The following is a 13,811-nucleotide window of genomic DNA, read 5'->3' on the forward strand; positions in this document are numbered from 1 at the left end:
TTCAACGGGATTATTCCCTCTCCTGTTGACCAGACTCCCGCATCCGCCTCCCTCCACGCCAAAAACACCAGCCTCCGAAGATGCTGGTGTCCTACACAGTACTTCTATAAGCGCTCCTCCCTAAGTAGAAGGAGAAAGCGTAAGCGTAAAGGTCTTGTCAAACGGGGTGACCAGATTGACGAGCACCGACTTGCAGCTGTTCTGCTGCGAAGACTCGCGGGCAGAGCGGCTGCGGTGGGCCAGTTCTCCGCCGGTCAGCTCGATCCAGTCCCCGGCGTAGGAATAGCGGAGCGTTCCGCCGCTCCAGAGGCAGTAGTCCTCATGCACGGTCTGCAGCTCGCCTGAGGTGAGGTTGCCCTCCCCGCCGAAGTTGAAGGACAACTGAGCCATGACCTGGGCGGGCTCCTCACAATGCAGACGGATCGTCCAGCCTTCCGCTGTCTTGTGGACCTCGGTCTCCACAGAGAGTGTCTGCTCGTGCGTGAGCGGGCGCTTATGGTGCGGCAGCAGATACCAGGGACTGACGTCTGCCGCAGCCGAAGGCGGAAGCAGCGAAGCAGCCACCGGGCCGTAGTAGCCCTTCTTCTGCACGCCCTTCAGCAGGTAGCCCTCCGGCAGCCGGGTCATCTCCTGCATCGGCACGAATCCGGGATAGAAGCTGGTATTCAGCTGCACGGCCAGCAGCCTTACCGCGCCGTGGCGCATCGCGAAGAACGAAGGCGTCTCCGTGATCAGCGTCACGCTGGTCGCCCCGTCTCTAAGCCGGGCCACAGGCGCCCCGAAGTCGGTATGCAGCCGGCTGTGGTAGATCCGCCCCTGGTGACCCGCCGACTCCATTCTTTGCAGATAGCCTTCCCGCAGAAAATCGCCGTTCAGGATCTGCTCATACTGCACAGGCAGCTCTGCTGTAACCTCCGGCGGCTGCTGCAGCTCCGGCTCCAGCAGCATCCGTACGAGGGCGTTCACCGAGCAGACGCCCGGATTGGATAATGAGCGTCCAGCCCATTCTGCCATACCCGCAAGCACGGCATCCTTGTCCGAACGGGCAAGAATCGCATACGGCAGATAATAAGGAGACAGATCATGGAGCACCCCCAGATCCTGCCGCCCGGAATAATCGGTCACGACTTCACCGGACGGGTGAACAAGGTAGACCATCATATGCAGATTCCGGCGCACCGGGTCCAGCAGTTCCGGCTTATCCAGCAGCCGGGCGGCATGAATCAGCATAATATCACTTACAGCACTGTAGATGCCGTTGCTCCGCTCGGTCCATTCCCCGTCCGGTGTAATATCCATTCCTTCCGCCAGCCATTCATCCGCCCGCTGCCGGGCCTCTTCTCTGCCGAACAGCTCATAGAGAAACCCAAGCGCCGCGCACATCACCCAGCGGTGATTCGGCGTATGGACCCCGCCCGTAAGCATAACGGGGAGGGACTGCTCCAGGAACAGGAGCATGTTGTCCAGCACCGGCTGAAGCGGCGGCCACTCCTGCTTCGCCAGCAGCTGATATAACTGCGCGTAGCCGACCACAACGAAGGCCGTATCCGGCGGCGAATGATAATTCGTCCAGCCCGGGGAGATGGAGCCGTCCTGATGCTGGAAGCGCAGCACGAACTCTGTCGCCAGCTTCAGCCGGTCCAGCAGCTCCTCATCCCGGTAATACTTCGAATCCGGGTTCACCAGCGCCGCACCCCAGTAACACATATCCGTCGGGGTACCAGTGGTGTGATTCACCCAGGCAATGCCCGTGTGGGGATCGAGGGTTCCTCCATAATACAGGTTACTCTGATCCAGCACTTGCCGGGGAATCCCCAGCTCTACAGCCTTGTCATTACTATCCACCAGTTGCTTATACATTAGGGTTCTTCCTCCTTGCTCGAAGCTCTCTGGCTAATTTCTCTGATTCCTCTGATGCCAATCAGCCTTCTGCCCTATCCCCTGCGCGCCAGCTTGGCTGTAAGCAGACGGTGGCTCTCATGTATCTCTTCCGGGCGGCAGGCAGCCTTCAGCTCGTACACCTTGACCTGCGCCCGTTCAATCATCGGCAGATAGGCATCGTAGAAATCCGGATCTCCGCTGTTCACATAAGGGCACCAGTGGTCGGAGAGGCCGATCGTCTCATGAATATGGACGCCGACGATATCATCCATCAGCCCTTCCATTTCCCCGATACTGTCGTACAGGCCCAGACGGTCCATCATAATGGCGTGGCCGGTATCATACCAGATGCCGACCGGCGCTCCTTTTAACGCATTGATGATCGTCTTCGCTTCCGCAAGCGTCGGAATCTGCTGCGGCTTGGAGCGGGTCTCGATGCCGAAGCGGATATTCAGCCCCTTGGACACCGCGCGGTTACACACCTCGTCCAGACTCTCGATAATGGTCTGTACATAGCCTGCACTGTACGCTTCACGCCGCTCCATCAGCTCCGCCCACTTGCTTCGGTAAGCCGCCGAATCCCTGCCCTGCCCCTCGTAGATCTGCTCCAGCTCCCCGGAGATATCATAAGGGAACGGTACCTCGCCCGGATGCACTACCACAGCTTCGCCGCCGTAACGCTGAGCGTACTCTGCCGAGCGGACCAGCAGGTCTATCGCCCGCTTCCGTTTCTCCTTGTCCTCGAAGCCCAGCAGGACCGAATCCGTGCCGTAGTCAGGGTCCGGGATATGGGGGAACGTATTATGAACGCTCGATATGCCGATCTCCCCGCGTTCAATCATCGGCTCGATGGTAACCAGCATTGCCTCCGTCACATTATAATTCAGCTCCACCCTGCGGAACCCCAGCTCCCGGATCTCATTAAGTAATCCATCACCTGTAGAATGACGTCTCATATTCCAGCAGGTGGAGAAGGAGAATTCTCCCTTATCCTCCATGACCGTGTCTCCTCTCGCAACGCTTAAGTATGTTGAATTAGCCCTTCACAGCTCCCAGCATAACACCGCTGACGAAATATTTCTGCAGCCAAGGATAGACGACCAGAATCGGTACCGTGGCGAAGACGACAGTAGCGGCCTTGAGGCTCTCCGGCGGAAGCTTGGTGCGGGCCGCCCCCTCCAGATTCGTCAGCTCAGTGATCATATTGTTCTGAACCATCTGGAAAAGCTTCAGCTGAAGCGGATACAGATCGGGATTATTGATATACATCAGGGAATCCTGGAATCCGTTCCAGCGTCCCACCGCATAGAAGAGCGCGAGTGTAGCCATAACCGGCATGGATAATGGCAGAACAATTTTCATGAGGGTGCGGAAATGCGAGCTGCCGTCAATCTCTGCGGACTCTTCCAGACTCGGCGGAATGCTGCGGAAGAAGGAGATCAGGATAATCAGATTGAACGGGCTGACCAGACCGGGCAGAATCAGCGACCACACGGAATCGATCATATGCAGATCACGGATCAGCAGATATTCAGGAATAATACCGCCGCTGAAGAACATGGTGATGATAATCAGGTACATGAACATCGTGCGGCCCTTCAGCTTGCTTTTGGTCAGCGGGTAAGCAGCTGCAACGGTGAAAAGCATACATAATACCGTAGTCGCAACCGTCAGAATAATGGTGAAGATCAGCGAGCGGATCATCGCATTGTCGGTGAAGACCTGCACATACGCCTTCCAGTTCAGCTCAATCGGGAAAATCGTAACTTCCCCGGAAGTAATAGCCCGCGTGGAGCTGAGGGACACCGCAATAACGTGTATAAACGGAGCCAGGCAGAACAGCACGAACAGCGCAATAAAGGTAACGTTAACGATATCGAATATCCGGTTAGAGGTACGTTCACTCATCGTACTCCGCCTCCTTTCTGTATAATCATAGAATGCCGTCGCCGGTCACTTTTTTCGATATATAATTGGAACCAAGGATGAACACCAGTCCAACCACCGCCTGGAACAATCCGACTACAGTCGCCAGCGTATACTGGCCTGATTCCAGACCAATCCGGTAGACGAAGGTACTGAGCACATCGGAGTATTCGCGCACTGCCGTATTCCCGATGATGTATGGACGATCGAAGCCGATGCTGACCATTTTCCCCAGGTTGAGAATGAGCAGGGTAATAATGGTTGGTTTGATACTCGGGAGCGTAATGTAGCGGATCTTCTTCATCCGCGTAGCCCCATCCACTTCAGCAGCTTCGAACAGCTCACGGTTGACACCGGTAAGCGCCGCCAGATACAGGATGGTCCCCCAGCCGGCACTTTGCCAGACACCCGTGAACAGGTAAGTAATCAGCCATGGATTTTTTTCGGTCAAAAAAGGAATAGGGTTCAGCCCCATGCTCTCCAGCACACCGTTCACCATACCGGATTGGTTGCCGAACAATTGATAGACGATCCCCCCGATAATCACCCAGGAAATGAAATGGGGAATGTAGAGGAGGGTCTGTGATATTTTTTTGAACCATACCGACTTCACTTCATACAGCATAATAGCCAGAATAATCGGGGCCGGGAAAGACACGACCAAATCGAGAAAATTCAGCATAAACGTATTGCGCAGACTGCTGTAAAACTCCTTCATGCCAAACACTTCGCGGAATGCATCGAGGCCGATCCACTCACTGCCGTTGATGCCCTGGAACAGGTTGAAATCCTTAAAGGCAATCTGCACCCCGTACATCGGGCCGTAGCGGAAAATCAGGAAATACATAATGGGCAGTGAAAGCAGCGCGTACAGTTGCCAGTACCTTCTGATGTAAGACGCTTTGCTCAAGTTCCTCTCCTCCTATGGAGAAAAAACCGGGCAGAGCAGCATGCCAGCTCCCCCCGGTTTTCACTTTTTTTAGTTTATTTGGCTGAAATCTCTGTAAGCGCCTGCTCCAGCTCCGCTTTCAGCTTGTCTCCGCCCAGAGACATGTAGTCCTTCATTTCCTGTTCGAAAATCGTATCGAATTGATCCGGCTTCGCCATCGCAGTCTTCACGATAATCACGTTAAGCTTGTCGCTGAGCGTAGTGCCGTATTTCGATTCCGATTCAATCGGCTTGCCGAAGACGATAGGGCCCACAGTATCCGTGTTGGCAATGTCAATCGACTGCTTCAGCGCCTCCTGGTTGTTCGCAGGGAAGCCCAGAATCCAGGCTTTCTCATTGGTGGCCTGATCGCCGAGGTTCTTACCGTTAGAGATAATCGCGGTGTCCCCGGAAGTGAACAGACGGTCTTGGAATTCCTGGGACACATCAGCCTTAACGACAGGGATGCCGTCCACCATATCATAGTTCTCGCCTTCAACGCCGTTGTAGATGTCGATCAGGTTGTTGCCAGTCGCCATCCAATCGAGGTATTTCACCGCTTCCACCGCACGCTTGCTGCTCTTAGGGATCATGATGTACATGCCGTTCGAGGCATAGCGGGATTTGATATACTTATTGTCTACCTTGGCATTGGTGAGGATATCCGCCGGCAGCACCTTGCTGCCCGGCACATTCTTGTAGAGATTATCAAGAGTGCCATCGGCATAAAACATACTATCCACATCCTCCGACCAGAAGCCGACGTTGCCGTTCTGAATATCCTTGGATACCTGGGCTTTGTCTTCATCCAGACTGAAGTCCTTGCTGACCAGCCCTTCATTGTAGAGCTTGTTGAGGAACTGTGCCGCATCCTTGAAGCCCTCATGCAGCGGCAGCTCGTAGCGCTGGCTGTAAGTAAGGTCGCCGCTGATCGGCTTGATGAAGGAGTAGATCAGCGTCTCCAGCTGAGCGGAGCCGAGGGACATGCCCATCGGAATGGTTTTGCTGCCAAGACCGCCCGGGTCCTTCTCTTTAAACGCTTTCAAAGTAGTGTACAGCTCATCGGTGTTCTTCGGTACCGGCAGCCCCAGCTTATCCAGCCAGTCCTGGCGGATGTATGAAGCGTAGCGGCCTGTAATCGCCCGTTTACCCGGGATCGCGAACTGCTTGCCGTCGAGCTGGCCGAAGGCCATCGTCTCGTCACCAATGAATTTCTTCAGCGTCTGGCCGTGCTCCTCTAATAAGGAACCCACATCGGTCAGCCCGCCCTGCTGTGCGTAACGGTAGAAGACACTGGAATCATAGGTGAAGACAATATCCGGCACATCCGTATTACTGGCCATCAGCACGTTCAGCTTGGTCACTTCCTCCGAACGCTGCACCGGGACGAATTCTACATTGATATTATTCGGATCACCGAAATTTTTCTGAATCATCTGGGACATGAAGTTATTGGTAATGGTGTATTGCTTCGGCGTTTTACCGCGGTCGAAGATCTCCACCTTCAAGGTTACGCGTTCTGCGCTCTTCCCGGGTGCGTCTGTACCTCCGGCTGCCGAATTCGATTTACCGTCTGAGGAACAGCCTGCAAGCAGAGTAGCTCCCATTACTGCGGTCAAGCCGATGCCGATTGCCTTCTTCAGAACTCTTTGGTTTACGTTCACTGTCATTGTTCCATCTCCCTCGCCTTAGCAGGCTATAATGGTGACTTCATGATACCCCCGAGCTTGATGATGCCCGTATTTCTTATTCGTTCATCCCGTTCAAGCAGGCTGGCCCCAGTGTTTCAAAGCTGCTTGCTGCTGCGGGATGACCACAGTATTCCATAACTTTCGCAGGTCTGACAATAAACCTGTTTCGGATGCGGTAAAGCGCCTGAATTCGGACATCCGGTTTATCCGACCAACGATTTTCGTACAATAAACCGCTTTCATATCGGCAAAAACACAGGCCGCATCGCTATTCGCCCCCCTTGTTCAGAGGTTGGCGTAAGAGAATTGCGGCCTGGGCCTTACATAGATCGGCAGAAGACGGACATGCTTCACCGGCAAACGGAATATCTTCATTGCTCCAGCTTGCTCTAATCCTGGGGCTCCAATCTGGAGGCTGCTTCGCGGCGTCTGGAGGAGCGGTAATCGCCCGGCGTGATGCCGGCAATCCGCTTGAAGACTCTTCCGAATGAAATGGCATTCGCATACCCTACTTGAAGTGCGATATCCTGGAGGGAACAATCCGTATCTATCAGCAGCTGCTCCGCTTCCTTCATCCGCAGCTCGGTGAGGAAATCCACGAACTTCATTTTGAATTCGGTCTTGAACAGATAGCTGGCGTATTTGCCGGAGACCTGGAACCGGTCGCTCAGATGCTTCAGCGAGAGATCGGGATTAGTGAAATTCTCTTCGATATAATCCTTCATCTCATTGACCATGGCCCGGTAGCTCTTCGTCTCGCTGGCAGAGACATAGGTGCGGAATAAATCGGTGACATATTCGAATAGAACCGTCTTCACTTCATGGAGCGCCTCGGCCTCCTCCAATTGCTTCAGCCGGACCTCGGCATTCTCTGCCGACAGCTCGTCCTGCAGCTGCTCAGACATCACCGCCACTTCCCGGCTCAGCATCTGCAGCATAGCCTGGATCAGGGAACGGATCTCCTCGTCCTTCAGGAAATCCTGTTCAAACGCCTCGAAGATCCGTTCCAGCTGCTCCCGCCACTGGCCGCTCGACATGCGGAAATACTTCACGAATTCAGCAATCATCTGCAGATATTTATACGTCTCAAGCAGCGGCTGGCGCGCTTCGCCGCTGCCTGCCAGGACAATATCCTCATGAATCAGCAGCTTGTGCTGCATTACATATTCGGCTGCCGCATAAGACTCCCGGATCATCCCCGGTCCGGCGGCAGCGGAGCCGATGCCGAAGCTGAGCGAGATCCGCAGATTCTGCTCGACCCAGGAGCGGCAATCCTCCGCGAAGACCCGGAGCTTGGTCTCCATCTCCTGATCGCTGCCGGTCGCCAGGAACAGAATCGCTGCACGTTCGGTTCCCACCCATTCTGCCCATCCCTGCAGCTCCGCATTCCGTGCCAATTCCTGAAATACATTCATCAGGGCAAACTTCAGCGTATTCTGATCCCCCCGGGTATACCGGTCCTCGAATACCTGCTCATAGCGGTTAATCTCCCCAAGCACAACGATGAAGCGCGAGGAAGCATTCGCACCGGTAAGCGGAGACAGCTCCTCCAGCCGCCGGGTCACCTGCTCCAGCCGCTCGCTGTGCAGCAGATCGGTGAACAGCTTGCTGCGCTGCAGCAGCAGGTTCTCCCTGGTTTTGGTATCATAATCGGTCATGTGGTTAATCAGATTCTCCAGCACGCCGTCAATCAGCATCATCTCGTCTGGCCTGTCCGTAGACTGATCCATCGTGCGGATCTGATGGCCCTCAATCCGGTTCATAATCACCTGGATCGGCTTATAATTGCGCCGGGTGACATAGATCAGATACAATACCGCACAGACCACGGTTCCCACCGCAATCGCTACCCAGAGATAAGAGATCACAGAGACCCAGCTGAACAGATTCCCCGCCTTGATTCCACTTGCGAACGTCCAGCCGTTTCTCTCCAGCTTAAGTGTGTTGAGCACCTTGCCGTCAGCAGCACCTTCTGTATCGGAATGAGCCTGGTATACGGTGTTGCCATTGCCGTCCAGAATAGTCATGAACGAGAGCTGCTGGTTAACCATGCTGTCGATGAGCTGCTCCAGGGCACTCATTTTGATATTGATGACCAGTATCCCCCCGGAGCCGAAAGGAAGCGGCATTGCTTTATTGGTAGTCAGTACGCGAATTTCTGTACGCTGGGACAGACCCGAATGATAATCCCTGACCGGTTGCCAGCCTTCCGGCACTGCCGGAGTCGAAGTCATGGCCCTGATCCAGTCCTCATCGGCGAATCCCTCCAGCTCCTTCAGCCCCGTATCGGTTAGAACGCTTCCACGCACCCGGTCATACAAATACACCGACTGGATATATGAGGATTCCTGTATCAGATTGCGCAGACTCTGGGCAACCGCATAGAACGTCGCCTGGTCCGGCTGGCTCTGCGTATTGAAATAACGTTTGTAGACCTCGCTCCGCTCTACCGCATCCAGCACCGACAGCTCGGCTTCTTTGATCGTCCGGTCTACACTATCCCTGAGATAGCTGGCGGAGATGCGGTCTGCCTTCTTCGTCTCCGTCCGGGAGATATCATTAATGAACACAAATGAGGCAAAGATCAGAATCGTCACCGTCAGCAGAAATATAGGGAAATAAGACAGCAGCAACCGGCGATACCAGGAACGGGACATTCGTCAACCTCCTCCACAACCATCAGGATACCCGGCCGTATCCGGCCGCTTCAAACACCCGTCATCCAAAGGTGCTCTGCGGCAATCCTGGACATCAGGCCTATTTCAACTGTGCAACTGGCAGAACTAACCGCCGTTCGAATTCCTGCCATTATAGCACATGCGCTTCCCCTCCAGCTAACCAGATAAAGTCATTCCACCCGCAGCCCGTACAATAACAAAATCACCCCGAAGGGTGAGATGTTCAAACCATATACTCTTTTATACATCAACTATCCTAAGGCGGTCACCCTAAACCCGCAGGCTACAAACCGCTATGCTCCCGGATATACCGCCGCGCCTTGATCGCATATTCCAGCGGATCGGCCAGCGCCGGGTCCTGCTCCGCTTCAACAACGAACCATCCCGTATAGGGCGAGGCAGCCAGTTCGGCAAAAATCTCTCCGAACGCGAGGCAGCCATCCCCCGGTACAGTGAAGGCTCCCGCTTTTACCGCCTGAAGGAAGCTTAGGTTCTCTGCCTTCACCCGCTCGACTACCTCCGGCCGGATGTCCTTCAGATGAACATGCTTAATCCGCGGCAGATGCTCACGCAGCACCTCCAGAGGATTCTCGCCGGAGAAGGCCAGATGTCCCGTATCGAATAGCAGCGACACTTCATTAGGATCTGTAATCTCCATCAGCCGGGCAATCTCCGCTGCGGTCTGCACCCCGGTGCCCATGTGATGGTGATACACCAGCGTCATGCCCTTCTCTGCCGCCAGCCGCCCGAGTCCGCCCAGACCCTCTGCGAGCGTGGTCCATTCGCTATCGGTGAATACCGGCTTATCAGCGAACAGCGGGGTATCCATCTGCCCCTGAATGCTCCGGCCCTGCTCGGATACGACAATGACCTTGGCGCCCATCTCATGCAGGAAATCCCGGTGCGCACGGAAGGCTTCCGCTGTCTCCTCATATGGGCGCACCGTCAGGAAGGCGCTGAACCAGGCACTGGCGATACTCAGACCGCGCAGCTCCAGTGCCCTGTGCAGCCGCTCCGGGGAACGCGGATACTTGTTGCCCACCTCGCTGCCCTCATATCCGGCAAGCGCCATCTCGCTGATGCATTGCTCGAACGTATTGCCGCCCCCCAGCTCAGGCATATCGTCATTCGTCCAGGCAATCGGAGCGATCGCCAGCCGGACGGCATTGTCTCTGAACATGCTCATGTTCTACCCCTTCCACTATCCCAAGTGTGGCAGAATCCTTGATTCACTGTGCGCCGTCTGCCCTGCTTCGCGCACATTCAGCGCCCGCTCAGTAGCTCCGGGCTGTCTTAAGTCCGCTGCGCTTCCGGTCGTAAGCCTCCTGCACCGCTTCCTGGCCGGACACTTCCGCAACCCCGACATTCCACCAGGCCCCATAGCCGTGGGTCATCGTCTTCGGCAGCACTTTGATGTCGATCAGCGTGGAGCGTTCCGACTGGCGGGCCGCCGCCAGGGCCGTGCGAAGCTCCTCAACTGTAGACGCGCGGAAGGTCTGCACCCCATAACCGGCCGCACTCGCCGCATAGTCGATCCGCATCAGCTCACCGCTGAGTTGGCCGTCTGTACCCCGGTGGCGGAATTCTGTGGCCATGCTGTCCATTCCCTGCTCCATCTGCAGGTTATTAATGCAGCCGAAGCCTGCATTATCCAGCAGAAGAACGTTGATCTTCCGGTTCTCCTGTAAGCTGGTTACCAGCTCGGAATGCAGCATCTGGTAGCTGCCGTCTCCGACCAGCGCGTAGACTTCACGCCCCGGCTCAGCCAGCTTGATACCCAGCGCCCCGGCAATCTCATAGCCCATACACGAGAAGCCGTATTCCATATGATAGGTATCCGGCACCTCCGAGTTCCACATCCGCTGCATATCTCCCGGCAGACTGCCTGCGGCTCCGATGACAATCGCATCCTGCGGAATAGCTTCATTAATGATCCCCAGCACCTGCGTCTGGGTCAGCGAAGTGCCTAGCATCTCTGCATATTCCGGGAGCTTCTCATCGAGATGACCGGCTACCTCCGGGGTGAACACACCTGTGTTGCCGGTGTTCACCGGATACTCCACACCAGCCAGGCGTTCCCGCTCCGCAGCCCACGATTTCTTCGCCCGGGTGATCTCATCCGTATACGCAGAGCGGTATCCCCGCTCTTCCAGCGCTGCGGCTAAGGCGTTCAAGCCTTCGGCAGCATCGCAGACCACCGCCAGCGCATCCAGCTTGGCCGCATGATATGGCGAAGCGTTTAGCGTCAGGAATTCCACCTCAGGATGACTGAACAGACTCTTCGAGGCGGTGGTGAAGTCCGTGAACCGGGTGCCGACGCCGATCACCAGATCGGCCTCCGGGGCCAGCGCATTCGCGCAGCCGTTGCCGGTGACGCCGATGCCGCCGAGGTTGTACTCGAAGCTGCTGGCTACGGCGCTTTTGCCGGCCTGGGTCTCTCCGAACGGAATGGCGAATTTCTCGGCAAAAGCACGCAGCGCCGCTCCGGCATCCCCATACCGGACGCCCCCGCCGCAGACCAGCAGCGGCCGCTGCTTGCTGGCGATCAGCTCAGCCGCAGCCGCGATCTCCTGCGGATGAGGCAGCCGGGCGATGACGCGGTGAATCCGCTTGCTGAAGAAATCAGCCGGATACTCCCAGGCTTCGCCCTGCACATCCTGCGGCAGCGCAATCGTAACTGCCCCGGTATCTCCCGGATCAGTCAGCACCCGCATCGCGTTCAGCATTGCCGACATTAGCTGCTCCGGCCGGGTGACACGGTCCCAGTATTTGCTGACCGCCTTGAAGGCGTCATTGACCGTGATCGACAGATTATACGTATGCTCCATCTGCTGGAGCACCGGGTCAGGCTGGCGGGTAGCAAAAGTATCTCCCGGCAGCAGCAGCACAGGAATCTGATTCGCCGTTGCTGTTGCAGCAGCCGTCAGCATGTTAGCAGCCCCCGGCCCTACTGAAGCTGTACAGGCCATAATCTTCCGTCTGCGGCTCTGCTTGGCAAATGCGGTTGCCGCGTGAACCATCCCTTGCTCATTGCGTCCCTGGTAGACCGTCAGCTCTCCCGGTGCCTCCTGCAGTGCCTGCCCCAATCCAAGTACATTGCCATGCCCGAACACGGTGAATACCCCGTGCACGAAGCGTTCCGGCCCGCCGCCGTAATCCACATACTGCTGATTCAGAAATTTAACCAGCGCCTGCGCTGTCGTTAATCGGATACGTTCCACTTCATGTCCTCCCTTCGCCTTGTCTACTGCCAGCGGGCAGTGACGACTTTTTTGCGCGTATAGAATTCCACCCCGTCGCTTCCGTTCGCATGAAGATCGCCGTAGAACGAATCCTTCCAGCCCGAGAACGGGAAGAACGCCATCGGTGCAGGCACTCCAACATTGACTCCCAGCATGCCGGACTCGATATGTTCGCGGAAGTAACGGACTTTACCGCCATCATTGGTAAAGATACAAGCTCCGTTCGCAAACCGCGAGCGATTCGCAATCTCCACAGCCTCGGCTACATCCTTAACCCGGATCACCGACAGCACCGGAGCAAAAATCTCCTCCTGCCAGATCTTCATCTCCTCCGTCACCCCGTCGAACAGCGTAGGTCCGATGAAATAACCGTCTCCCTTCACCGCCGCATCCTCACGGCCATCCCTGAGCAGCTTCGCGCCTTCGGCGATGCCCTGTTCGATGTAGCTAACCGTCCGTTCTTTATGGCCTTGACGGATCACCGGCCCCAGGAACGTATCCTCCTCCAGCCCATTCCCGATGGTCATGCTATTGCACTCCCGCAGCAGAATGGAGATCAGCTCATCGGCCACTTCCTCCTGCACCGTTACCACTGAGCAGGCCATGCAGCGTTCCCCGGCAGAGCCGAAGGCCGCATTCACAATCTGGGAGGCTGAGGCTTCCAGGTTCGCGTCCGCCAGCACGATGGAGTGGTTCTTCGCTCCGGCCAGCGCCTGGACACGCTTCAGGTGGTCTGTTCCTTTTTTGTACACATATTCCGCCACCGGCTGCGATCCGACAAAAGAAATCGCCTTCACATCCGGGTGCTCCAGCAGCCCGTTCACCACCTCATGCGCGCCGTTCACCACATTCAGCACACCGTTAGGCAGTCCGGCTTCCTCCAGCAGTTCCGCAAGGCGGGCCGCCAGCAGCGGTGTACGCTCCGAAGGCTTCAGCACAAAGGTGTTGCCGCAGGCAATCGCCAGCGGGAACATCCAGCACGGCACCATCATCGGGAAATTGAACGGGGTAATCCCGCCGACCACCCCAATCGGATAGCGGTACATGCCTGACTCGATGCCAGTCGCAATATCCGGCAGCTGCCGGCCCATCATCAGTGTCGGAGCGCCTGCCGCGAATTCTACGCATTCAATGCCGCGCTGGACCTCGCCGTAGGCTTCTTTGAAGCTTTTGCCGTTCTCCAGGGTGATGATCTTCGCAAGCTTCTCCCAATTCTCGACCAGCAGCTGCTGATATTTGAACAGAATCCGTGCTCTGCGCGGAACCGGTGTTGCGGACCAGCCTGCAAAAGCGGCCTTAGCCGCCGCCACCGCCCGGTCTACATCGGCTCTGCCGGATAGAGGCGTTCTGCCCAGCAGCTCACCTGTGGCCGGGTTCACTACCGGCTCCGTCTGTGCCGTATCGGCTGTTACCCATTGCCCGCCGATATAGTTTTTCAATACTTGTGCCGTTTGCTCTGTCATTT

General features: G+C 56.3%; 9 protein-coding genes. All 9 read right to left on the minus strand.

The window, feature by feature from the left end; genetic code table 11:
* Positions 1–120 precede the first annotated feature (120 nt).
* Positions 121–1,860, minus strand: a complete 1,740-nt coding sequence (locus MKY96_RS20785; RefSeq protein ID WP_340942892.1) for a hypothetical protein — start codon at positions 1,858–1,860, stop codon at positions 121–123.
* Between the two features lie 74 nt (positions 1,861–1,934).
* Positions 1,935–2,879: a sugar phosphate isomerase/epimerase family protein gene (locus MKY96_RS20790; protein ID WP_340942893.1), complete on the minus strand. Its 945-nt coding sequence runs from the start codon at positions 2,877–2,879 to the stop codon at positions 1,935–1,937.
* Positions 2,880–2,916: 37 nt separating this feature from the next.
* Complete coding sequence (locus tag MKY96_RS20795) at positions 2,917–3,789, minus strand: carbohydrate ABC transporter permease (protein ID WP_340942894.1); 873 nt, start codon at positions 3,787–3,789, stop codon at positions 2,917–2,919.
* Positions 3,790–3,814: 25 nt separating this feature from the next.
* Positions 3,815–4,654, minus strand: coding sequence for an ABC transporter permease (locus MKY96_RS20800; protein ID WP_340944676.1), 840 nt, complete (start codon positions 4,652–4,654; stop codon positions 3,815–3,817).
* A 137-nt stretch (positions 4,655–4,791) separates the two neighbouring features.
* Positions 4,792–6,405, minus strand: coding sequence for an extracellular solute-binding protein (locus MKY96_RS20805; RefSeq protein ID WP_340942897.1), 1,614 nt, complete (start codon positions 6,403–6,405; stop codon positions 4,792–4,794).
* Positions 6,406–6,815: 410 nt separating this feature from the next.
* Complete coding sequence (locus tag MKY96_RS20810) at positions 6,816–9,083, minus strand: helix-turn-helix domain-containing protein (protein WP_340942899.1); 2,268 nt, start codon at positions 9,081–9,083, stop codon at positions 6,816–6,818.
* A 304-nt stretch (positions 9,084–9,387) separates the two neighbouring features.
* Complete coding sequence (gene iolE, locus MKY96_RS20815) at positions 9,388–10,284, minus strand: myo-inosose-2 dehydratase (protein ID WP_340944677.1); 897 nt, start codon at positions 10,282–10,284, stop codon at positions 9,388–9,390.
* Positions 10,285–10,378: 94 nt separating this feature from the next.
* The gene (gene iolD, locus MKY96_RS20820) at positions 10,379–12,325 is read right to left on the minus strand and encodes a 3D-(3,5/4)-trihydroxycyclohexane-1,2-dione acylhydrolase (decyclizing) (protein WP_340942901.1); all 1,947 of its coding nucleotides are present in this window, start codon (positions 12,323–12,325) and stop codon (positions 10,379–10,381) included.
* Positions 12,326–12,348: 23 nt separating this feature from the next.
* The gene (locus MKY96_RS20825; protein ID WP_340942904.1) at positions 12,349–13,809 is read right to left on the minus strand and encodes a CoA-acylating methylmalonate-semialdehyde dehydrogenase; all 1,461 of its coding nucleotides are present in this window, start codon (positions 13,807–13,809) and stop codon (positions 12,349–12,351) included.
* Between the last annotated feature and the right edge of the window lie 2 nt (positions 13,810–13,811).

Origin of the sequence: Paenibacillus sp. FSL R7-0302, assembly GCF_038006885.1 — a bacterium.
Lineage (GTDB): Bacteria > Bacillota > Bacilli > Paenibacillales > Paenibacillaceae > Paenibacillus_AQ.